Raw genomic sequence first — 23,925 nt, 5'->3', positions numbered from 1 at the left:
CTGTCCCATTAACATTACTCCTTGACCACCAAATCCAGCCATGATTACTTCTTCTAGTGCCATTACTTATCCTCCTCCTTACTCTTAATCTCACCTAGTGGATAGTAAGGTAACATATTCTCTTGTAGCCAGTCTATTGCTTCTAATGGCGATAGGCCCCAGTTAGTTGGACAGGTGGATAATACTTCTACTAACGCAAATCCTTCGCCGGCTAGCTGTACTTCGAAGGCTTTTTTGATTGCTTTTTTGGCTTTTTTGATATTCTTTGGTGAGTCTACTGAGACTCTTGCTACATAAGCTGCCCCTTCTAAAGTTGCTAACATCTCTGACATCTTGATTGGATGGCCAGCGTGGTCTACATCTCTACCGTATGGCGATGTAGTTGTCTTTTGACCTTCTAAAGTTGTTGGTGCCATCTGACCTCCGGTCATCCCATAGATTGCATTATTAATAAAGATAGCTGTTATCTCTTCTCCTCTACTAGCCGCATGTACTGATTCGGCGGTACCAATTGAGGCGAAGTCACCGTCTCCTTGGTAAGTAAAGACTACTTTATCTGGGTGCACTCTTTTAACTCCGGTTGCTACTGCTGGTGCTCTACCGTGAGCAGCTTCATGCATATCTACATCGAAGTATTCGTAGGCTAATACTGCACATCCCACCGGGGCTACTCCAATAGCTTCTTCTTGCACTCCTAACTCATCGATTACTTCGGCTACTAAACGATGGACTATCCCATGGGTACAGCCTGGGCAATAGTGAAACTCTTTATCTGTTAAAGCATTTGGTCGACCTGCTATCTGTTCCATCTATCCTCTTACCTCCTTTAACTGCTCTACTATCTCTGCTGGCGAAGGAATCATTCCACCGGTTCTTCCGTAAAATTCAACCGGTTTCTTCCCGTTAACAGCCAAGCGGACATCTTCTACCATCTGACCAGTACTCATCTCTACCGTTAAAAAACTGTCTACTTGGTCGGCTGCTTGATTAATTACTTCTTCTGGGAATGGGAAGAGAGTTATCGGTCTAATTAAACCAACCTTAATCCCTTCGGCTCTTGCTTCTTTAATTGCCGTCTTGGCGATTCTTGCTGTTGTTCCGTAAGCTACAATTGCTATTTCAGCATCTTCCATATTTTCAGTTTCATACTTTACCTCATTCTTTTTGATTTCCTTATATTTTCTATCTAACTTCCAGTTATGTTCTTCTAAATCTTCTGGTTGTAAATGTAAAGAATTGATAACATTCTTCTCTCTCCCTTTAGCGCCATCAGTAATCCAATCTTTTTCTGGTAAGTCATCGGCACCGATATCCTTAAATTCTACTGGTTCCATCATCTGACCGATGATTCCATCCCCTATCACCATAACTGGATTACGATATCTATCAGCAATATCAAATGCTTCCATAGTTAAATCTACAGCTTCTTGAACTGAAGATGGAGCTAATACTACTAATTTAAAATCACCGTGAGCCATTCCTTTAGTTGCTTGGAAGTAATCAGATTGGGCCGGTTGAATACCACCTAAGCCTGGTCCTCCCCGCACTATATTAACAATTACTGCTGGCAGCTCAGCCCCAGCAATATATGATATTCCTTCAGCTTTTAAACTAATACCTGGACTAGAAGAAGAAGTCATCACTCTCGCTCCCGCCCCAGCAGCACCATAGACCATATTTATAGCTGCTACTTCACTCTCTGCTTGCAAAAAGACTCCACCATCTATTTTAGGTAACTTCCTAGCCATATAAGCCGGCAGCTCATTTTGAGGCGTAATCGGATACCCAAAGAAATGCTTGCAGTTAGCTCTAATAGCTGCTTCGGCAATCGCTTCGTTTCCTTTCATTAATACTTTCTCACTCATTCTATAACCTCCTATACATATCAGTGTCAGTAATCTGTGTCAGTGTCAGTTTATCTAAAACTATCTCAATCATTTTACTTCTTAATCTTAACCTTGACCTTTCTAACTGGTCGCAAGCCTATGATAGACTCTGCTTCTAATTCGGAAGCTCTTTTCTGGGCTTCACTGTCTCGCCCAGCCTAAAAATCAAGGCTGGTCGCAAGCCTACGATAGACTCTGCTTCTAATTCGGAAGCTCTTTTCTGGGCTTCACTGTCAACTATTTAAAGATCTCAATCACTACGTCAGGACAGATGCTGGCACAAAACCCACATGCTATACACTCATCTTCGTCACTAACTGTGGCTGGATGAAATCCTTTTGTATTAATTTCATCATCAATTACTACTATATCCTTAGGACAGACTGTAGTACAAAGCTCACAACCTTTACATTTGTCTTGGTTAAACTTTATTTTAGCCATATTAAATTTCTCCTTTCATAAGTATTTTATAGATAATATTATTTCTAATTCTATTATTCCCAAGGAGCTTTCATAAATAATTTTAAAGTAAATACAGGAACTGAAAATTCTTCTAAATTCACCCTATCTATCATTTCTTGAGAAATTACAAGAAATTTAATAGGAATTCCTAATTCTTCTGAAATTTCTTCTAATTGCTTATGTCCTTCAATAATATCATTTACCTTAGTCTCTCTCCCTAAATTGGGGTTACTAATTAAGTAATCAACTTTTAATCTAGATGCTTTTTCTATCTTATTAATCACCTCTTTCACCCCGGCACTATCACCTGTAAAAGGTCTGTTAGGGTTAATAACAAAATTAACATTAGTTTCTACTTCATCTAGATACTGTCTAAATCTTCCTAAAGCTATCGTCCCATTCTCTTCTCCTCCTACATCAAAGATTAATTTGCTATTCTTATCTTGAATAGCCCCTAAGATCTGTGGAGGTAATGCAGGTAGATCAGCTTGTACCAATTTCCCTGCTGGAGCTACAACCTCTACATCAGCTTCCATTAAAGGTTCCTTGGCTTCACGAGACCTAAAGTAAGGATTAACAATATCTAAATCAACAAGTTTAACCTTATCATTTTTTGCTGCTAATTCTAAAGCATAGTTAATAGAAATTTCTGTCTTGCCACTACCATAGTCACCAGTAAAAATATTAATACGTTCTTTAGTCAATTACTAACTCACCACCTAGTTTTAAAAGATTTTATGATTAATTACTACATCTATACCTTTTATTTATAACCCTATAATTAATTCCCGAAAAATACATTAAAATCCTTTAATTTATATCAATTTATACTTAGATAAGTTAATATTTGGAATAATGAATCTACTTTTCTACAATCCCAACACTAAATCATTATACATTAATCACTGTAAAAACAAGGAATTAAAGTTAAAATGTCGAAATAGAAAATAGTATGTTTAATTATAACTTTTAAGCGAGGTATCATAAAAATGAAATTTAATAAAAAGATAATTATAGTAATGATTAATTCTCTTCTAATTATAGGATTTAATATTTATCATTATTTAAATAATAAAAGAATTGACACCTTAGAAATATTAATAAGTATACTAATATTCTTAGGTATTTTGTTACTTATTAAGCAATATGATGGCTCTAAAGACCAGACTAATCCATTACAAAAGAAGAATCAATTATTACAGAATAAATTGGTAGAAATTAAGGAACGTTACAATTCTATATTTGAGCATAATCCAGATGCAGTCTTTACTATAGCCTTAAATGGTAATTTCACTCATGTAAATCCTAAGGCTGAAAAATTATCTGGTTATAAAGCTAATGAGATACTTAGTATGAATTTTCATCAATTACTTACTCTTAAAGATTTAAAGAAAACATTACAACATTTTACTGAAGCAACCAATGGCAAACCCCAGACCTATGAATGTACTATGATTCATAAGGATGGTCATCATATTAAAACCAGCGTTAAGAATTTTCCTATGACTGTAGATAACGAAATTATTGGTGTCTATTGTATCGTTAAAGATATTACTGAAAACAAAAGATTAGAAGAAAAGATTCATCACATGGCATATCATGATGCATTAACTAATCTTCCCAACCGTAATTTATTAAATGAACAACTTAAACAATCACTCATTGACGCTAAAGAAGATAATCAAATACTAGCTATCTTATTTATTGATTTAGACCGTTTTAAAATGATCAATGATACAATAGGACATAATATTGGAGACCTTGTCTTACAACAAGTTGCTAAAAAACTAGCTAAGTGCATACGCAACCATGATATAGTTGCTCGACTTGGCGGAGATGAATTTGTCATTCTAATGAAAAATATAAATAAAAAACAAGTTAGAAAGGTTGCTGAACGAATTATTGATGAATTTTCTTCACCATTCATAGTAGAAGATTATGAAATATTTACTTCCCCTAGTATTGGTATCAGCCTTTATCCAAAAGATGGAGATGAAGCTGAAACACTAATTAAGTACGCCGATATAGCAATGTATTCGGTTAAAGAAAAAGGGAAAAATAATTATCAATTTTATAATTCCCAACTAAACAGAATGCTTTCGCGCAAAAGTAAATTAGAAAACGGTCTAAGAAAAGCATTAGACAAAAATGAATTATCGATCTACTACCAACCACAAGTTAACTTAAAAACAGGTAAAATTATTGGTATGGAAGCTTTACTCCGTTGGCATCACCCTAAATTGGGTTTTATTTCTCCTGCAGAGTTTATCCCAATAGCAGAAGAGACAGGACTTATCAGGCCTATTGGAGAATGGGTCTTACGTACTGCTTGTAAGCAAAATAAGATTTGGCAGCATGCAGGTTTAGAACCAATATCAATAGCTGTAAATGTATCAGCCCATCAATTTCAAAGTGAAAACTTTGTAGAACAGATTACTAATACATTAAATGAAACTCAGCTTAAACCTAGTTGTCTTGAATTAGAGATTACTGAAAATAAAATGAAAAATATTGAAGAGTTAACTTTACTTTTAAACAGATTAAAGAAAACAGGTGTTAAAATAGCAGTTGATGATTTTGGCACGGGATATTCATCACTAAGTATTCTTGACCAACTACCGATAGATAACTTAAAGATCGACCAATCTTTTATCCATAATATCATAGATGATTATAATAAAGCAGCTATTACAAAGACCATAATCACTATGGGTAATGACCTAAACTTTAAAGTCACAGCTGAAGGAATCGAAACCGAACAACAAATAACCTTCTTAAAAGAAAATGATTGTAATATAGGACAAGGTTACTTATTTGAAAGACCATTACCTGCTGAAAAGATAGAAGGGCTATTAGTTTCTGCATCTTTAACACCTCTTTAACTAGTCCCGAATGTTATCGGCTAAATAGACTTTAGCTTCCTCTTCGCCTCGTAACACTCTTAAAGCACCTTGAGCTAGTGATTTCAATTCGTTTTCACCAGGATATATCTTAAGTGGTGCAATAAATTCTACTTTATCTTTAATTAATGCAGTAAAACGCTCTGAATAAGCTATTCCTCCAGTCAATACGATAGCATCTACATCACCTTTTAGTGCTGTAGCCCCAGCTCCTATCTCTTTAGCTACTTGATAAGCCATTGCTTCCCAATACTTTTTAGCCTCTTCATCTCCGTTCACAATCATCTCTTCTACATCTCTCAGATCAGTAGTACCGCAATAAGCCACCAATCCTCCTTGACCCACAATCATCTTCTTTATTTCAGCTTCTTCATATTCCCCAGAATAACATACTTTTACTAAAGCGCCAACCGGTAATGTCCCACTTCTCTCTGGTGAGAATGGACCCTCTCCATCTAGAGCATTATTAACATCAATCACTCTTCCTGATTGATGAATCCCAACAGAAATACCTCCACCTAAATGGGCAACTATTAAATTCAATTCTTCATAAGCACTTCCTAATTCATCTGCTGCTTTTCTAGCCATTGCTTTTTGATTCAAAGCATGGAAAATAGATGTCCGCTCAAATTTAGGATGACCTGAAACTCTAGCAATCGGCTCTAATTCATCAACTACTACTGGATCTACAATATAGGCTGGAATCTCATATTGTTCTGCAATCTCATTAGCAATCATACCACCTAAATTAGAAGCGTGTTCCCCTAAAATCCCGACTTTTAAATCCTCTAGCATAGGTTGGTTCACTTCATAAGTTCCGCCAGGGATCGGCTTTAATAAGCCGCCCCGGGCAGAAATAGCATCTAATTCATCCAATTCTACACCTTTACCCTTAAGATTCTTTAGAATAACTCTTTTCCGGAATTCAAATTGATCTGTTATCCTTTCATAATCTTTAATTTCATCTGAAGCATGCTCAATACTCACTTCTAAAGTTGCTTCTTCCCCTTCATAAATAGCAAGTTTAGTTGAAGTTGAACCAGGATTAATTGTTAAAACTTTAAACTTGTCCATTCTCTAATTCCTCCTCAATATTATCTGTTTGGCTTGCGAATGCTATTTAACTTAGCTAATTTTTGAATCCTTTCTTCAGCCATTATATCTGCTGCTTTATATGTCGGAATATTATCTCTATCTGCTATCTCAAATACACGCTGAATCTTATCATAAATCATTTCTACTTTTCGCTTAGAACGTTCTGCATTATAGCCATTATTATTAAATTCTTCGGCAACATTAATAACTCCTCCACCATTTATTACATAATCTGGCGCATATATTATATTCTTTTCCTCTAATAACACTCCATGTTTTTCCGGGCCTTTTAATTGATTATTAGCTGCACCAGCTATAATATCGCACTTTAATACCTTTAATGTTTCATCATTAATAATTGCTCCTAAAGCTGTTGGAGCAAAAATATCACAATCTACACCATAAATATCACCAGGATCTACTACTTTTACTCCAAAATCATTAACTACCTTTTTTAGATTATCTTCGTATAAATCAGCAACTACTACTTCAGCACCTTCCTCATGTAAATGCTTAACTAAGTAGTATCCAACATGACCAACTCCCTGTACAGTAACCTTCTTTCCTGCTAATGAATCACTACCATAAGCCTTATTAGCTGCTGCTTTCATTCCACAATAAGTACCATAAGCAGTAAAAGGTGAAGGGTCTCCACTTAGACCAGGTAATCCACCCACATAATCTGTCTCTTCTTTTACATGAAGCATATCCGTAGTATTAATCCCTACATCTTCAGCCGTAATATAACGTCCACCTAAACTATCAACATATCGCCCAAAAGCTCTAAACATCTCCTCATTCTTATCCTTACGGGCATCACCAATAATTACTGTCTTTCCTCCACCTAAATTAAGTCCCATAGCCGCATTCTTATAAGTCATCCCCCGTGACAAACGTAATCCATCTAATAAAGCATCGTCCTCATCTTCATAATTCCACATTCTAGTTCCGCCTAGTGCTGGACCTAAAGTAGTATCATGCACACAGATTATCGCTTTTAATCCTGACTCCTTCTCCTGTACAAATACCACCTGTTCATAATCATACTTTTCCAAGTACTCAAACTTATTCATAATTATTATACCTCCTTTTGATATTTTATATATTAATTAACTACAAATTATTAACTATGGTGTTGCGCAACTACCTTCCCTAATACAATAGAATTAAATTTATTACGATAATTATCAGCCCTTGAAGAGAGTACTACTGGAGCTGTAGCACCAATCACAGTTCCAGCAATTGTTGTTTCAGCTAAATGAGTTAATGACTTATAAAGTACATTGCCTACTTCTATATTAGGTACCACTATTATATCTGCTTGTCCAGCTACCTCACTCTCAATTCCTTTTACATCTTTAGCTTCCATACTAATTGCATTATCAAAGGCTAAAGGACCATCAATTAAAGCATCTTTTATCTGTCCTCTATCCCCCATCTTTGCTAATAAGGCTGCATCTAAAGTAACTGGCATCTTCGGATTTACCTTTTCTACCGCTGCTACTGCTGCAACTTTAGGTTTTATAATTCCTAAAGCTTTAGCAACAAGAATTGCATTCTCTGTAATCTGCACTTTTTCTGATAGGTCAGGTTTAATATTCATAGCAGGGTCTGTCATAACTAATAACCTGTCAAGCGAGGGAATATCTAAAACTGCTACATAACTTAATAACTGATTAGTTCTTAAGCCCGCTCTCTTATTCAAAACAGCTTTTAATAAAGCAGAAGTACTAAGTAATCCTTTCATAACAAAGTCTGCTTCCCCTTCACTAACTAACTTTACTGCTTCTTGGGCAGCTGAATTATTATCTTGACAATTAATTATCTTGCCTTTATCAATCTCCAACCCAACTTCTCTCGCCGTAGATAATATCCTTTTCTTCTCACCAACTAAAATTGATTCAGTTATGTTCTCCTCTTTAGCTAATTTAATAGCTTTTAGAGTCTCTTTATCATAAGGAGCAGCCACTGTCATCTTACTTACTTTATCACTTTCTTTAACTAAACTTATTAATTTCTTAAAATCTGTTATCACCTTGGTTACCTCCTTAATCCAACTAATCTCCTTACTTCATTTCACTTTATTAATATTGCAAGCTTCATGCCTAGGTTTTGAATTTTCGCAAAATTATTTAAATTAATCTATTTTTCTTTATTTTTAGCTATAATCCTTAAAGAGTAAACCTTTATATAGCACTCTAAGAAATAAGTACCATTATGTCATAGAAAAACTAAGTAAAATCAAGATTATTTTCCTGCAAAATAATGCACGCTGCAATTCATTGCATGAATAATATTGCAAATTAAATCTTTCTTCTCCCTAACTTATCTATATAATCTAAAATTCTGTTTCTAGCAATCAATTTAGTTAATGAAACTCTTTCAGCATAAATATGAACTATAATTAAAGCTGTAACTATAATTAGTTTATAAGTAATACCTAAATTAATTACCAAACTCAAACCTAAGAATGCTCCTAACAAGTTGGAACCGACATCACCTAACATCGCCTTTTCTCTTAAGTCATATGGTAATAAGATTATGGCCATTAATAAAAGTGGCAACAATAAATCTCTAAATAAGGAATTAGCTATTAACATAATTCCTGAAGTTAAAAGCAGAAAGCCTTTTATAGCTCGTCCAGGACGCAAATCGAGTAAATTAATAAAATTAGTCATCAGAACTAATAGCAAAAAATTAATTATTAACAATATAATATTGCTTTCTAATCTATTTATAATCAAAAAAGATACTACGCTGATAATTACGGCTTTTAAAAAACCAGTAGTAACTTGAAATTGATATAAGAATTTACTAAAATGTCCTTTAAATCCCCTACTTCCTTCACTTCCAAAATAATCATCAAGTAGACCAACCATAGTAACAGTAATAGTTAAAAATATAAATGAAATAGTTACTTCCTTTGAATAAAGATTTAATTTCTGACCAACAATTAAGATAATAATGGAATTAATCCCTAATAATAATCCATACCCCAAAATAATCTTATGCCCTAAATAATTAACCGAGACTAGATTAAATTTACATAGAATCCTTTTTACAATTGGATAACCGATATAAGTTAATAACATAGTTATAGCTAATAAATATAACATTATCTTTCACCTCTAAGTTGCGAAAAAAAGACAGTTAACACATCAATAAATTGGCGACCTCTATGTTTAAAACCGGCCCAATCCCTCCCAGTTTCGCGATGTCCCATATTTACCGGAATTTCTTCAACCTCAAAACCACCTCGTAATACTTGAATAGTCATTGCTACTTCCACCCCAAAGCCTGATTTAAATTCACCCAAATAATCTATCACTTCCCTAGTCAATACCCTTTGTCCAGAAAGTGGCGATTCAAATTCTAAACCAGTAAATAATTCTAACCCTAATTTAGCCAAATTAGTTACTAAACCAAATCCACCTTTTCTTTTGGCTGGAGGAAACTTAGCAATTGTCATATCAACTCTCTTTTTTAAGACAGGTATTAATAATTTCTGCAATTCTTTGGCACTCTCTTCTAAATCTGCATCTATTAAAGCAATAATCTCTCCTTTAGCTATATTTAACCCTGCATTTAAAGCATCACCTTTACCATGATTAAGTTTAAGATTTAACAGTATAGCCTCTGTCTCGTCTACCATTTGAGCTGTTCTATCAGTTGAACCATCATTGATTACTATAATTTCTTTAACTGCTGATAACTTTTGTAAGGCTAAGATGGTAGCTTTAATTCTACTTTCTTCATTATAAGCCGGAACTAGAACCGTTACCTCATTATTACTCTTCAAACTGAACCCCCCCACTTGCTTTTAAGTCATCACTTAATTTTAGAATATAATCCATTAATTTAGGTTTGGGTCCAATAATACTATTAGACAAATAAGTTACCTTCTTAAATAAACTTCTGAACCTTTCCTTAATCTTTTCTTTGCGGAATATTTCTTTAGTACCTAAATAGATTAAATAGTCATAAGAAGTTAAACCCTTCTCTTTTTTTAAAAGCTCTAAAGGTTCAATAAAGACCTTTTGACTACCCGCCACCTTTAAAATATTACTCAATTCCTCCGCCTGTGATTTGAATTCTCCTTTACTGTAGGTTATTAAGACTTTACTACCATTAATTCGGTCTTTAATAACTAGTGGAAATACCTTCTTTTGAAATTGATTACTCCTTTCTAATTTAGCTTGCAAATTATTGATCTTATCTTGAAATTGGCGATTATTTTGCCGCAAGCGAGTAAATTCTACTTCTAATCGATTAATTAGTTCCTTCTGTTGGTTAATTAAGCCTTCTTGCCCAACCATGGAGCTACCAATCAAGATGCCAATCCCTAAAGTTAAGAAGATAATTACTATAGTTACTATTTGGTATCTGAGGTCAATTACCATACTTAGTATTCTCCCTTCTACATTTAAAAACCTAAGCTAAGCCTCAACTTAATTAATAATAAACGCATCATCTGTTGCATTAGTGGAGCAACTGTTAAAATAACTACTATTGGAATTAAAGCCGCGAATAAGATCTGCAAAATATGTCTAGGCTGCAAACGACTATTATAAAGCTTATTAACTCCCTTGGCATCTACTAATTTGTTACCTACCTTTAATCTAGCTAAAAATGTACTAGCCATGCCAGCACGACCTTTCTCTAAAAAATCTATCATATTGGAATGAGTCCCAACTGCGGTTATTAGTTCAGCTCCTTTTTCATAAGCCAGTAACATCGCGATATCTTCACTAGTCCCAGGAGCCGGAAACTTCTTTGCTTCTAAATTTAAATTTCTAACTCTTTCTAAGCCTGGCGCTCGTCCATCAGGATAGGCATGCACAATTATTTCTGAACCTATCTGTAATGCATTATCACTAACACTATCCATATCACCAATAATTATATCTGGTTTAAAGCCAAATTCTAATAAAGCATCGGCCCCTCCATCAACTCCAATTAAAATCGGTCTTAACTCTTTAATATATAAACTGATTGTTTCTAAATCTTCTTTATAATTCTGACCTCGAACTACAATTAATACATGTTCCCCTTTAATATCTGTATCTATTTTAGGAATTTTTAAGCCTAATATTATATCCTTCTCTTTTTTAGCATATTCTAACGTATTTTCAATGAACTTTTCTAATTCGTTTTCTAAATTTTCTTTACTTTCTTTTAACATCGTATTTAATCGTTCTTCACTTAATATCGTCCCTTTAGCTATTCTTATTCCTTCCTTAATAACTTTATTATCTTTTATATGAACCCTATCCCCATCACTTAGATTCATAAATATATTAGAACCTACTTCGTCCAATAGGAGCACCCCATTTTCCACTAACTTTTCAGGACCTAAATTAGGATACTTCCCTGTAATTGAAGAGTTAGCATTAATAACGACTTTAACTCCTTTATTGATTAAAGAATTTGCCGCTAATTCATCAATATCCTTATGGTCAATAACTACTATCTCCTCACCATTCAGCCTTTTGACTAATTCTTTAGTCTTTCTACCTAACTTTAAAGTACCTTCTATCTCCATAATTGAGTCCCTCCAAGCTAATTTCACTTTTAGTATATACTTCTTAATTTATTATAATACCGCCTTAAAAAACTACATTTTAAAGTAAAAAGTGGTGTGGCTATAAAAAAAAGGCTAAACGTTGACATTTAGTCAACGTTTAGCCTTTAAAAATTAATATTAAATTCTTTACTCTACTACCCTGCTCGTAACTCTAGTCTTAGCTTATCAGCAATCTTAGCAATAAATTGTGAATTTGTCGGTTTCCCGCTAGCTGTGGTTACAGAATGACCAAATAGATTATTGATCGCTTCAGTATTTCCTCGCTCCCAAGACACTTCAATCGCATGGCGAATAGCACGTTCAACTCGACTTGGAGTTGTGTTAAACTTACGAGCAACTAAAGGATATAACTCCTTAGTAATCGCACCTAATAATTCTACTTCTTCAACTACCATACTAATTGCTTCTCGCAAGTATAGATAACCCTTAATATGAGCAGGAACACCAATTTGATGCATAATATCAGTAATTCTAATATCTAAATTCTGACTCTTATTTTGACCTGTATTTGCACTAGCAGTTAATCCACCCTTTTTAGAGATCGGATTCATTAACTGTTTAATTCTATTTACCAATTTATCCAAATCAAATGGTTTTAATATATAATAGTTAGCTCCTAACTCTACTACTCGCTGGGTCAATTCTTCTTGACCAAAGGCAGTCAACATAATTACTTTTAAGTCATTAATCTTTCCATTGCTATTTAACTCTTCTAAAACCCCTACCCCATCTAAATGTGGCATAATAATATCTAAGACTACAACATCAGGATCTTTCTCATCAATTAAATCTACAGCCTCTAATCCATTATTACCTACTCCTACTACCTCCATCCCTTCTTGTTCGTCAATAAATTCTTTGACTAATTGGCAGAATTCTTTGTTATCATCTACTAATAATACTTCAATATTCTTGTCGCCCATTATCTACTCCTCCTTATAATATAATTGCAAATCTCTAAAATTTATGTAGACCTGCCCAATAAGTTCTACTTAATAAATAACTTCTACACCCATTTCCATTTTCCTCCTTTTAAATAAAAAAACTAGGAAATTAAACTAATTAATTTCCTAGTCTTCTAGCCATATGTGTTTTTACAACACCAGCTGTCTTAACCATCCATTCAGCCAAAACTCCATAGCCTCTTGCTGAATCATCAATAAAGACATGAGTAACAGCCCCAACTAGTCTACCATTCTGTACTATTGGACTTCCACTCATTCCTTGAATTATACCACCAGTTCTTTTTAGAAGGTCATAGTCAGTAATTTTAATTATTAATCCTTTCTCTTTAGGTTGATACTGCTTAAATACCCTTTCAATTCTAACATCAAACTCTTCTATCTCACCTCCATGGACGACGGTATAGATTTTAGCAGGGCCTTCTTTAACCTGTAAAGCCGTAGCTACCGGAATTGGCTCTGGAAAGAATCTATTATTTAAAGAACCTGTTAACCTTCCATAAATCCCAAATCGACTATTCTTTTCAATCCTACCAATAATATCTTGATTATTAAAGAATGTTCCTAATTTTTCCCCTGGAATACCACTACTTCCTTGATGAATTCCAGAAATTTTTGCTTGTACAATCTTCCCTTCACTAATGGTAATCCGCGACCTACTGTTTGGATCTGTAATCATATGCCCTAACGCACCATATCGTTTAGAATATGGGTCATAAAAACTCAAAGTTCCAACACCTGTAGTTCCATCATCAATATAAAGTCCAATCATATAACGACCAAACTTATTCTTTTTAGGTTTGATCTCTTTATAGATCACATTACCTTCTCTTTTAATCTTAATCTTTAATTCTTTTTGTCTACTACCATAATAATTAATTAATTTAGCCAATGATTCTTTACCTTTTACCTCTTGACTATTAATAGCCACAATCTTGTCCCCAACTTCGATACCAGCCATTTTAGCAGGATAATATTTCTTATTATCTGCTCCTAAAACATAAGACTCCTTAACTACCACTACTCCTTTTGATTTTAAAATCACTCCTATTGACTGTCCACCAGGATAAACTTTCACTTGCGGAATAACATTAACTACTGCTTTTCGTATAGGAATAATCCCAAATAAATTAAATTCTAAATTCACTTTCCCTAAAGCCATAGACTTAATAGCCAAAGGCTGGCCAAGATTAACTTTAAAATAATCTCTATCTACTTCTTGTCCATTGATTGTTATCTTCTTATTATGATGAGTACGAATATATACATCAAAGGGAAAGTTAATATTTAATAACTGTTGATGACCTTGAATTATTTGAAATTGTTTAGGAAAGCCAATTAAAGTGAGTAATCTGGGAGTTATCGCTATAGTCAATAAGAGACAGACTATAAAATAAATAAGATACTTACGCCGTTGTCGATTCACAAGTTAAATCACACTCCTACACAGCCTCCCCATCTGTGTAGCTAACCTCCAAAATATACTTCTCCAAAAAAATAAGAACATCTCTATAATTAAAGATGCCCTGTTCAGTTGCAATTTATTCAGTTTTACCTTTGCAAATACTTTCCTTCTTTTCCTTAGCTAACTTTATCATCTCATTCACATGGTCAATAGTTGCGTCATTTAGACTACTACCACCTAACATTCTTGATAATTCCTGAACCTTTGCTTCATCTGTCAACTTCTTTAACTTCGTCTTAGTATGTGTTGTCTCCATATTTTTTGAAATGTAATAATGTATGTCACCCATACTAGCAATCTGTGGTAAATGAGTAATACAAAGCACTTGATGTTTTTGAGAAATAATTACTAATTTTTCAGCAATTAAGTTAGCTACTCTACCACCAATTCCTGTATCCACTTCATCAAAAACTAAAGTTTCAACTTGATCCACTTCTGCTATAACCTTCTTTAAAGCTAACATAGTCCTGGATAGTTCACCACCAGAAGCTATTCTTGCTAATGGCTTCAAATCTTCTCCTGGATTAGGTGAAATCAAAAATTCAATTCGGTCTATACCATTAGCCGTAATCTTATCTAAATCTAACTCTCCTGCTTGGTCTACTCTTGTAGTTAGATTAATATCAAACTTACTCTTTTCCATAGATAAATCTTTTAATTCTAACATAATCTTTTCTATAAATTCTTGGGCTACATCTTGCCGTAAATTAGATAATTTCTCTGCAACTTGCAAATATTCTATTTCTAATCCTTTAATATCTTTCTTTAATTCCTCTAAATGAATTTCACTAGCCAGTAATTCATCTAATTCAGCCTGAATCTTCCTTTGGTACTCTAAAATTTCTGAAATACTATCTCCATACTTCCTCTTTAATCGATTAATTGACTGTAATCGTTCTTCTATTTCATTTAAACGGTGTGGTTCAAACTCTAATCCTGCTTGATAATCTTCTAATTCATAAGCTACTTCTTGTAATTGATAAGTTGCTTCTGTTAATAGTTCAATAATCGATTCTAACTTACTATCGCCTTCATTAACTCGATTAAGATCTTTAGTAAATTGATTCAACTGATCAATAACAGCCATCTGTTGAAAATCACTTTCATAAAGCTGATCATATACTTGATTTGTTATCTTTTTAAGATCTTCTATATTACTAATCTTCTTCTTAGTAGTTAATAACTCTTCCATCTCTCCTGCAACTAACTCAGCTTCTTCAATCTCATCTATTTGAAACTTTAATAGGTCAATCTTTCTGACTCTTTCTTTTTCATCTTGATTCAGACTATTTAATTTATTCTTCTTTTCTTTTAACTCATCATAGATCTTACTTACTTCATCTAATAAGTCCCTAGCCTCTTCTCCAGCAAATTCATCTAATAAAGCCAGTTGCTTACGAGGTTTAAATAGTACTTGGTCCTCATGCTGACCATGAATTTCGATCAGATATTGACTAATCTTTCTCGTTATTGCTAAAGTAACTATTCTACCATTGATTCTACTGCGATTATTACTATTATGTGTTATCTCTCTAGTTAATATTAAGTCTTCACCAGAATTATAATTAATACCTAAAGAAACAAGTTCATCTTTCACCTTTTGATTATTATCAATATCAAAAGTTGCTTCAATAATCGCTCGTTGCTTACCACTCCTAATATACTCTGTAGAAGCTCTACCACCTAATAACATCTCTAAAGCCTTAATTATAATCGATTTTCCTGCCCCAGTTTCTCCTGTAATTATGTTTAAGCCAGCACCAAATTCTACTTGTAATTCTTCTATTAAAGCAAAATTATAGATACTTAAATTTCTTAACAACTTCATCCCTCTCTCTAAATGGTTAAGTCATGGAGTTTATCCATAATATCAGAAACTGCCTCTTTAGGCTTAGCAATAATTAAGATTGTATCATCTCCAGCAACTGTTCCCAAAATCCCATCCCAGTCTACTTTATCTAATAATGAAGCTACCCCTTGAGCTGCCCCTGGTAATGTAGTAATTACAATTAGATTCTCACTATAACCCATCTCAACTATCGAATCTTTGAACATTCTTTCCATTCTTCCTTTTAAATTACCTTGCTTCTGTTCTGGAGGTAAAGCATACTTATATCCTTGGTCATTAGTAGGCACTTTAATCAAGCCTAACTGCTTAATATCTCGAGAAACAGTAGCTTGTGTCACATCAATTCCATCAGCACGCAACTTCCTAGCCAATTCGCTTTGAGTACTAATTTCCTCTTCTTGTATATAATTCATAATTTTTAAATGTCGTCTATTCTTCACTCTTAAACCCCCTTAAAAATCGCTTCTCTGCAGTCGAGTCCTTAAAATTTTATAAAAATTATAGTCCTCTAACTTAACTAAATTAGTAACTAAATTAGAAGCTTTAATTAAGACCTCATCCCCAGAAATTAACTTCAAGCCTTCTTGACCATCAACAGTCAACATAACATCTTCATGGTCTGCTTCAACTATAATTCTAACTACTTCATCTTCCGAAGTAACTATCGAACGAGCATGTAAAGTATGGGGACATATTGGTGTCACAACCAAGGAATTTAAATTCGGATTAACTATTGGACCACCAGCTGATAATGAATAAGCCGTCGAACCAGTAGGACAAGCTATAATTAATCCATCCGCTGGATAAGTAGTCAAATATTCATTATCGATATAGGTCTTTAACTCTATCAAGCGAGCAAAAGAGCCTTTAGTTATAACCACATCATTAATCGCAATTACCCGATTAATACTCTTGCCATCTCTAATTACTTCTGCCTCAATCATCATTCGTTCTTCTAATTCAAACTTTTCTGCTACTAAATCTTCTAAGGCATTATTTAATTGATCTAATTCTATATCAGTTAAAAAACCTAAACTTCCTAAGTTAACACCTAAAATCGGAATTTCAGCCGTAGCAAAAGTACGAGCAGTATTTAAGAAAGTTCCATCGCCCCCAAAGACAATTACTAAATCTACTTTACCTACCATCTCTTGATAGGAAGAACTTCTTGCTACCTCTCCTACTAACCTAGCTGAATTTTGTTCTATTAAATATTCTACATTATGCTCCTCTAACCAAGCCATTACTTCTTTAACTACTTTAATGGCATGCTCCTTTGTAGGATTAGGAATTAATCCAACTCTCTCCACCTAAATCACTCCTTCAAAAAGCAAGACATAACTATAAGTTTTGTTGTGCCTTATCTATTACTTGCTCTATCGTTTGATCTAAATTATCAACCTTAATTTGCTCCTCATTTACACTAAAATGAGCTAAATATTCAATATTATGCCCTTGTGCACCAGTAATCGGTGAAAAAGATAGATCAATTAAAAATAGATCTATATCTTTAGCAAAATTAACAATCTTATTAATTACTTCTCGATGTACTTCTAAATCCTTAACAACACCATTATTATTAACATTTTCAGGGCCTGCTTCAAACTGTGGCTTAATTAAAGCAATAACTTCCCCATCTTCTGTTAATAGATTAACCAAAGCCGGTAATATTTTAGTTAACGAAATAAAAGCTACATCAATAGTGGCTAAAGGAAATTTAATATCAAAATCTTTAGGCTTTAAATAGCGGGCATTGGTCCGTTCTAAGCTAACAACTCGCTCATCTTGCCTTAATTTCCAATCTAGTTGACCATACCCAACATCCACAGCATATACCTTTTTTGCACCATTCTGTAGTGCACAATCAGTAAATCCACCAGTAGAGGCACCAATATCGATGATTATTTTATCTTGAACATCAACAGCAAAGACTTTTAATGCCTTTTCTAGCTTAAGTCCACCGCGACTTACATAAGGATGAACCTTACCTTTAATCTTTATTTCTGCTTCTAAGTCAATCTGTGTCCCAGCTTTATCGACAACTTCTCCTTCAACTAAGACTAAACCGGCCATAATCGCTCTTTTAGCTTTAGACCGGCTAGGAAAGAATCCTTTTTCTGTAACTAATTTATCTAATCGTTCTTTAGCCATTATTAGTCAGCTCCTCATCCTACTAACTCAGTTACTCTATTCATAATTCCATTCTTATTTAGGTCATACTTATCTAATAAAAGTTTCTGCTCTCCCTGTTGCACAAACTCATCAGGTATTCCCATTCTATTCACTTGTATATCGTGCAAGCCATTATCTGCTAATAACTCTAAAATAGCACTACCAAAGCCACCCTGTAAGACCTGTTCCTCTACAGTTAATATTTGTCCACATTCTTTACTTAATTTTAAAATCAATTCTTCATCTAATGGCTTTACAAACCTACTATTAACTACAGTCGCTTCTATTCCTCTTTTCGCTAGCCTTTTACTTGCCTCTAAAGCCGGCACTACCATTGAACCAATAGCAAAGATCACTATATCTGATCCTTCTTTTAAAACTTCTGCTTTACCAATCTCTAGTTCCTTCAATTCTGTATCTAATTCAACTCCAACACCAGACCCACGTGAATAACGTAACGAAGCTGGTCCCGGATGATTAATAGCCGTCTTTAGCATATGCTGTAATTCATTTTCATCCTTAGGAGCCATGATAGTTAGATTTGGTATATGTCGCAAATATGAATAGTCAAAGACTCCTTGATGTGTTTCACCATCTCTTCCTACTAATCCCGCTCTATCTATAGCCAAAGTAACCGGTGCCTCTTGCAAAGCTACATCATGAACTACTTGGTCATACGCTCGCTGTAAAAATGTAGAATAGAGTGTTATGACTGGTTTAGCCCCGTTTAAAGCCAAGCCGGTTCCAAATGTTACTGCATGCTGTTCAGCAATACCTACATCATAAAATCGATCTGGAAATTGAGCATTAAACTTATCTAATCCGGTTCCACTAGGCATAGCGGCTGTGATACCTACAATTTCATTATCTTTACTAGCCAATCGTATTAAAGTATCACTAAAGATTTGAGTATAAGTTGGAATCTTTCGCTCCCTCTTACTCTCTCCTGTCTTAATATCGAAAGGACTAGTTCCATGGAAATTTTCTGGCTCCTTCTCTGCTGGTGGGTAGCCTTTCCCTTTAGTGGTAATAGTATGTACCATAACCGGTCCTTTTATTTTTTTAGCATATTCTAAATTTTTCTGAACTTCCTCTAAATTATGTCCATCTATTGGTCCTAAATAGGTAAAACCAAATTCTTCAAATAAGACTCCGGAAACCACTAGATACTTTAAGCCGTCTTTTACTCTTTCAACCGTCTTTAACATCTTGCCTCCAATAGCAGGAATCTTATTTAATAAATACTCAATATCTCCTTTGATGCGATGCACCATCGGTTCAGTTCTTAATTTAGTCAAATAGTTTGAAACTGCTCCCACATTTTCTGCAATCGACATTTCATTGTCATTTAAAACTACTACTAAATCCTTTCCAAGATGTCCAGCATGATTAAGAGCTTCAAATGCCATTCCTCCGGTTAAAGCTCCATCACCAATTACAGCAGTAACCGAGTTATTTTCACCTTTGAGATCACGAGCACAAGCCATCCCTACAGCAGCAGAGATAGAAGTACTACTATGGCCTGTATCTAAAATATCATGTTTGCTTTCACTTCTTTTAGGAAATCCACTTAAACCTTGGTACTGCCGTAAAGAAGAAAACGCATTATAACGACCAGTAATTAATTTATGGGCATATGCTTGATGCCCAACATCCCAAATTATTTTATCAGAAGGACTATCAAAGACAGTATGCAAAGCTATGGTTAACTCTACTACTCCTAAGCTAGAAGCTAGATGTCCTCCAGTTTTAGATAAAGTAACTATAATCTTCTTTCTAATTTCTTCAGCTAATTCTTCTAATTCTTCTAAAGAAAGACCTTGTAAGTCTTGTGGCGAAGTAATCTTTCGTAAATATTTTGTCATAATCAAGTATCACCTTCTCAACTTTTTTAATAATTAAAGAATTATTAATGAAACATCCATACCGCAACTATAATCCCCAATAGCGCACCAACAATTACCTCAAATGGGGTATGACCTACTAATTCTCTTAACTTGTCTTGTTTCAATTCACCATGATGAAAGATTTGGTCTACTAATTCATTAAGTAATTTAGCCTGCTTTCCTGTTGCTCTACGCACGCCGGTAGCATCATACATAACAATAAATGCCATACCTAATGAAAGAGCATAAAGACTAGAATTCCAACCTTCTTTTAGACCAATAGCTGTTGACAGAGCCATTATAAAAGAAGTATGAGAACTCGGCATCCCTCCAGAACCAACAAACCTCTCTACTTCAAACTTATCTTCAAATATATAATTTAAAAAAACCTTCAATAGCTGAGCAATTAACCATGAACTAATTCCTATCTTTAAAACCTGATTTTCAATAATATCGTGTAAAGTCATACCAAACCATCCTAAATTATAGATTAATAATCACGTGCAATAATATAATCAGCCAGTTCAAATAAAGGTTTAGCCTTATCACCAAAAATTTGAAGCACTTCTTTAGCTTCATTAATATTCTCTTTAGCCAATTTCTTTGATCTCTCTAAGCCATATAAACTAGGAAAAGTAGCTTTATCTCTTCCTATATCACTACCTATATCTTTTCCTAATTTCTCCTCATCACCAACCACATCTAAGATATCATCAACGATTTGAAAGCTTAACCCTATATTCGTTGCATAAGTTGTTAGAGCAGTCAACTCTTTACCACTAGCCCCACCTAAGATTGCTCCCGATCTTACTGATGCCTTTAATAAAGCACCAGTTTTATGATTATGAATATATTCTAAATCTTTCGTCCCTATCTCTTTTCCTTCAGCAATAATATCAGCAACTTGTCCACCTACCATCCCTTGATAACCTGCACCTTGTGAAACTTCATTAATTACCTGAATTACTTGACTAGGAGTAAAATCTTCTTCTAATTCTGTTAAAAGATCAAAGGCATAAGTTAGTAAGGCATCACCTGCTAAAACAGCAATTGCATCCCCAAATACCTTATGATTTGTTAACCTCCCTCGTCGATAGTCATCATCATCCATACAAGGCAGATCATCATGGATAAGGGAATAATTATGTACGAATTCAATAGCTACAGCTGCTGGTAGTACTTTCTTTTCTTCTATATTAAATAATGAATTAGCTACCGTTAACGTTAAAATAGGTCTTAACCGCTTTCCACCAGCTAATACACTATAATGCATTGCTTCATTTAATGTTTTAGGCTTTGCATCTTTAGATGGCAAATAATTAACTAAAGCTTGGTTGACCATTTCCGCTTTAGTTACAAGAAAATCTGTGATATCCATTATTCTGCCCCTTTCTGCTCCAAATTATAAGGTTGTACTTCTAAGTCACCTGCTTCATTCTCAATAATCATCTCTACCCTCTGTTCTGCCTGCTCTAAACGCTGAGAACAGAATTTAGAAAGCTTAACTCCTTTTTCAAACTCTGTTAAAGAGTCTTCTAAACTTAACTCACCAGTCTCTAGTTTATTAACGATTCCTTCTAATTCCTCTAAAGCTTCTTCAAATGAACTTTCCTCTTTAGACATAAATACAACTCCTTCTTACTATTTAACGTTAATATCCATACCACTTAATTTATTTCTACATTAAACGTGTATTACCTGCAAAATACTGATTTTATTAGCTTAGTCATAGTATACCCTAACTCAAATTAGGAATAAGTGTTTTTTTAGTAAATATTATGAAAAAAGAAAAACCCTCTATAAATAGAGGGCTAAATAAGTTTTAAGTTAAATTTCCTGGGTAATGCCTTTATTCCGCTGAAAATAATCTTTTGTCATCTTAACTACTACTCCTGATAAACCTAAAATACCGATTAAGTTAGGGAAGGCCATTAATCCGTTAGCCACGTCAGCTATAGCCCACACTAAGGATAACTTAACAGTTGCTCCAACTGGTAATGCTAAGATATAGATCCAACGGTAGATATTTATTGCTTTTTGACCAAAGAGATAACCTACACAACGGTCACCATAATAAGACCAACTTATAGCTGTTGAAAAGGCAAAGAATATAATTCCAAATGAAACGATCCAGCCTCCTGGTCCTGGTAAACCTTTGTTAAATGCAGTTGCTGTTAATTCAGCACCAGTCTGTCCTGTTTCCCAAGCTCCAGTAACTACAATTACTAGCGCGGTCATAGTACAGACAATCAATGTATCAATCATTGGCCCTAACATAGCCACTAGACCTTCTCGTACCGGCTCTTTTGTCTTAGCAGCCGCGTGTGCCATTGGTGCACTACCTAAACCTGCTTCGTTAGAGAAGACTCCTCGTGCTACTCCCATTCTTAAAGTCTGTAGAACAGCAGCTCCGGCAAAACCTCCAACTGCAGCAGTTGGATTAAATGCTTGCTTGAAAATAAAAGCTAAAGCAGCTGGAATCTCTGATGCATTGGCTAATAATACACCTAAAGCACCTAAAACATAAACAACCGCCATAAAAGGTACAATCTTACTAGCTACTTTACCGATTCTTTTAATACCACCAACAATCACCATTCCCACTAATATCGCTAATAAGACCCCTGTAACTCCTTTCGGCACTCCAAAAGAAGCCTGTAGAGGTTCAGCAACCGAATTAGCTTGTACCATATTACCGATCCCAAATGACGCTAAAGCAGCAAAAATAGCAAATGCTGTCGCTAACCATTTTTGACCTAAACCTTTCTCTAAGTAATACATAGGTCCCCCACTAACAGACCCATCTTCATGAACAACTCTATATTCTTGAGCTAATAAACAACTAGCATATTTAGTCGCCATACCAAAAAGTGCAGTAACCCACATCCAAAATACAGCTCCTGGTCCTCCAACAGCAATTGCTGTACCTACTCCAGCAATATTACCGGTACCAATCGTTGCTGATAAGGCTGCACTTAAAGCCTGGAAGTGATTTACCTCTCCTTCATCCTCGGGGTCATCATATTTACCCATAATAATAGCAATAGCTTCTCCTAATTTACTTATCTGTAACCATTTAACTCTAAAAGTAACCCAAATACCTGTTCCTACTAATAAGGCAATTAAGATAGGTCCCCAAACTATCCCACTTAATTGTCCAAGTAAACTTTCTATCTGCTCCATTACTCTACCTCCTAGTTATACTTAATTATCTTAGTAATTATTATTATAATCATCATTGCCTATAAGTTGCTATTTCTCTCTTCTTCTCTATACTCATCTCACTTTAAATTTCAATCTAATTATTAAAATTATCCACTCCCTTCTCTTAAAATAGAAAAAAGGTTCAGGTTAAAATTAACCTAAACCTCTGAAAGCCTAAAAATAGATGAATACCTCTACCATCTACCTTCTGTCCTTTTACCTGAGAGATTACCTAGATATAAATCTAGTTACTCCTTCGGTGCTCAAAATTGGTTTGAGTCTCTCCAGAGGTCCGTCATATTACAGTTTTTAACCTGAAAGTTTCAAAATCAAGTCTGGTAATATCTTAATTTTTTGCCTCTTCGGTAAAGCATAAGCTTTTCTCCTGCAATAATCATTCGGATAATAACAAATTATTTATTTTACATATATCAATAATAACATAAGTCAGTTATTTTAA

Annotated in this window: 23 protein-coding genes and 1 riboswitch; of the genes, 1 reads left to right on the top strand and 22 read right to left on the bottom strand. The window is 34.4% G+C overall.

Annotated elements, in window-relative coordinates; genetic code table 11:
• Positions 1–62: 62 nt before the first annotated feature.
• From BM077_RS08695 to BM077_RS08680, 4 genes are all read right to left on the bottom strand, one after another.
• Positions 63–809 carry a thiamine pyrophosphate-dependent enzyme gene (locus BM077_RS08695; RefSeq protein ID WP_089747437.1) on the bottom strand — a complete coding sequence of 249 codons (747 nt, stop codon included), beginning with the start codon at positions 807–809 and terminating at the stop codon, positions 63–65.
• Positions 810–1,865 (bottom strand): 3-methyl-2-oxobutanoate dehydrogenase subunit VorB, encoded by a 1,056-nt coding sequence (locus BM077_RS08690; protein ID WP_090095219.1) that lies wholly within the window; start codon positions 1,863–1,865, stop codon positions 810–812.
• A 258-nt stretch (positions 1,866–2,123) separates the two neighbouring features.
• Positions 2,124–2,327, bottom strand: coding sequence for a 4Fe-4S binding protein (locus tag BM077_RS08685; RefSeq protein WP_089747440.1), 204 nt, complete (start codon positions 2,325–2,327; stop codon positions 2,124–2,126).
• A gap of 53 nt (positions 2,328–2,380) precedes the next feature.
• Positions 2,381–3,052 (bottom strand): hypothetical protein, encoded by a 672-nt coding sequence (locus BM077_RS08680; RefSeq protein ID WP_089747442.1) that lies wholly within the window; start codon positions 3,050–3,052, stop codon positions 2,381–2,383.
• 285 nt (positions 3,053–3,337) lie between these two features.
• On the opposite strand from BM077_RS08680, the gene BM077_RS08675 reads away from it, so the two are divergent.
• Complete coding sequence (locus tag BM077_RS08675; RefSeq protein WP_089747444.1) at positions 3,338–5,230, top strand: EAL domain-containing protein; 1,893 nt, start codon at positions 3,338–3,340, stop codon at positions 5,228–5,230.
• On the opposite strand, the gene buk is transcribed toward BM077_RS08675, so the two are convergent.
• The 18 genes from buk to BM077_RS08585 all read right to left on the bottom strand — a co-directional run bounded on the left by buk (position 5,231) and on the right by BM077_RS08585 (position 23,444).
• Positions 5,231–6,322, bottom strand: a complete 1,092-nt coding sequence (gene buk, locus BM077_RS08670; RefSeq protein ID WP_089747446.1) for a butyrate kinase — start codon at positions 6,320–6,322, stop codon at positions 5,231–5,233.
• A gap of 20 nt (positions 6,323–6,342) precedes the next feature.
• A complete protein-coding gene (locus BM077_RS08665; protein ID WP_089747448.1) occupies positions 6,343–7,416 on the bottom strand; it encodes a Glu/Leu/Phe/Val family dehydrogenase in 1,074 nt (357 codons plus the stop codon).
• A gap of 50 nt (positions 7,417–7,466) precedes the next feature.
• Positions 7,467–8,378, bottom strand: coding sequence for a bifunctional enoyl-CoA hydratase/phosphate acetyltransferase (locus BM077_RS08660; RefSeq protein WP_089747450.1), 912 nt, complete (start codon positions 8,376–8,378; stop codon positions 7,467–7,469).
• A gap of 268 nt (positions 8,379–8,646) precedes the next feature.
• Positions 8,647–9,459 carry a hypothetical protein gene (locus BM077_RS08655; protein WP_089747453.1) on the bottom strand — a complete coding sequence of 271 codons (813 nt, stop codon included), beginning with the start codon at positions 9,457–9,459 and terminating at the stop codon, positions 8,647–8,649.
• The gene (locus tag BM077_RS08650; RefSeq protein ID WP_089747455.1) at positions 9,459–10,142 is read right to left on the bottom strand and encodes a glycosyltransferase family 2 protein; all 684 of its coding nucleotides are present in this window, start codon (positions 10,140–10,142) and stop codon (positions 9,459–9,461) included. Before BM077_RS08650 ends, BM077_RS08655 begins: the two co-directional genes overlap by 1 nt.
• Complete coding sequence (locus BM077_RS08645) at positions 10,132–10,743, bottom strand: copper transporter (RefSeq protein ID WP_089747457.1); 612 nt, start codon at positions 10,741–10,743, stop codon at positions 10,132–10,134. The genes BM077_RS08650 and BM077_RS08645 overlap by 11 nt, the downstream gene beginning before the upstream one ends.
• A 23-nt stretch (positions 10,744–10,766) precedes the next feature.
• Positions 10,767–11,885 carry a putative cytokinetic ring protein SteA gene (gene steA, locus BM077_RS08640; protein WP_089747459.1) on the bottom strand — a complete coding sequence of 373 codons (1,119 nt, stop codon included), beginning with the start codon at positions 11,883–11,885 and terminating at the stop codon, positions 10,767–10,769.
• Positions 11,886–12,061: 176 nt separating this feature from the next.
• A complete protein-coding gene (gene spo0A / locus BM077_RS08635) occupies positions 12,062–12,850 on the bottom strand; it encodes a sporulation transcription factor Spo0A (protein ID WP_089747461.1) in 789 nt (262 codons plus the stop codon).
• 139 nt (positions 12,851–12,989) lie between these two features.
• Positions 12,990–14,315 carry a SpoIVB peptidase gene (gene spoIVB / locus BM077_RS08630; protein ID WP_089747463.1) on the bottom strand — a complete coding sequence of 442 codons (1,326 nt, stop codon included), beginning with the start codon at positions 14,313–14,315 and terminating at the stop codon, positions 12,990–12,992.
• 115 nt (positions 14,316–14,430) lie between these two features.
• Positions 14,431–16,182: a DNA repair protein RecN gene (gene recN, locus BM077_RS08625; RefSeq protein WP_255363839.1), complete on the bottom strand. Its 1,752-nt coding sequence runs from the start codon at positions 16,180–16,182 to the stop codon at positions 14,431–14,433.
• Positions 16,183–16,190: 8 nt separating this feature from the next.
• Complete coding sequence (gene argR, locus BM077_RS08620) at positions 16,191–16,643, bottom strand: arginine repressor (protein ID WP_089747467.1); 453 nt, start codon at positions 16,641–16,643, stop codon at positions 16,191–16,193.
• A 12-nt stretch (positions 16,644–16,655) separates the two neighbouring features.
• Positions 16,656–17,513, bottom strand: coding sequence for an NAD(+)/NADH kinase (locus BM077_RS08615; RefSeq protein WP_089747469.1), 858 nt, complete (start codon positions 17,511–17,513; stop codon positions 16,656–16,658).
• Positions 17,514–17,544: 31 nt separating this feature from the next.
• Positions 17,545–18,354, bottom strand: a complete 810-nt coding sequence (locus BM077_RS08610; RefSeq protein ID WP_089747472.1) for a TlyA family RNA methyltransferase — start codon at positions 18,352–18,354, stop codon at positions 17,545–17,547.
• A gap of 14 nt (positions 18,355–18,368) precedes the next feature.
• Positions 18,369–20,240 carry a 1-deoxy-D-xylulose-5-phosphate synthase gene (gene dxs / locus BM077_RS08605; RefSeq protein WP_089747473.1) on the bottom strand — a complete coding sequence of 624 codons (1,872 nt, stop codon included), beginning with the start codon at positions 20,238–20,240 and terminating at the stop codon, positions 18,369–18,371.
• A gap of 44 nt (positions 20,241–20,284) precedes the next feature.
• Entirely contained in the window at positions 20,285–20,728 is a 444-nt protein-coding gene (locus BM077_RS08600; protein ID WP_089747475.1) for a divergent PAP2 family protein, read from the bottom strand.
• Positions 20,729–20,751: 23 nt separating this feature from the next.
• Positions 20,752–21,639, bottom strand: a complete 888-nt coding sequence (locus BM077_RS08595) for a polyprenyl synthetase family protein (RefSeq protein WP_090095216.1) — start codon at positions 21,637–21,639, stop codon at positions 20,752–20,754.
• Positions 21,639–21,884 carry an exodeoxyribonuclease VII small subunit gene (xseB, locus tag BM077_RS08590; protein WP_089747478.1) on the bottom strand — a complete coding sequence of 82 codons (246 nt, stop codon included), beginning with the start codon at positions 21,882–21,884 and terminating at the stop codon, positions 21,639–21,641. Before xseB ends, BM077_RS08595 begins: the two co-directional genes overlap by 1 nt.
• 204 nt (positions 21,885–22,088) lie before the next feature.
• Complete coding sequence (locus BM077_RS08585; protein WP_089747480.1) at positions 22,089–23,444, bottom strand: alanine/glycine:cation symporter family protein; 1,356 nt, start codon at positions 23,442–23,444, stop codon at positions 22,089–22,091.
• A 219-nt stretch (positions 23,445–23,663) separates the two neighbouring features.
• Positions 23,664–23,763: riboswitch (glycine riboswitch) on the bottom strand.
• Between the last annotated feature and the right edge of the window lie 162 nt (positions 23,764–23,925).

Origin of the sequence: Candidatus Frackibacter sp. WG13, assembly GCF_900114655.1 — a bacterium.
Taxonomy (GTDB): domain Bacteria; phylum Bacillota; class Halanaerobiia; order Halobacteroidales; family Acetohalobiaceae; genus Frackibacter.
This window is presented reverse-complemented; position numbering and strand designations above follow the sequence as displayed.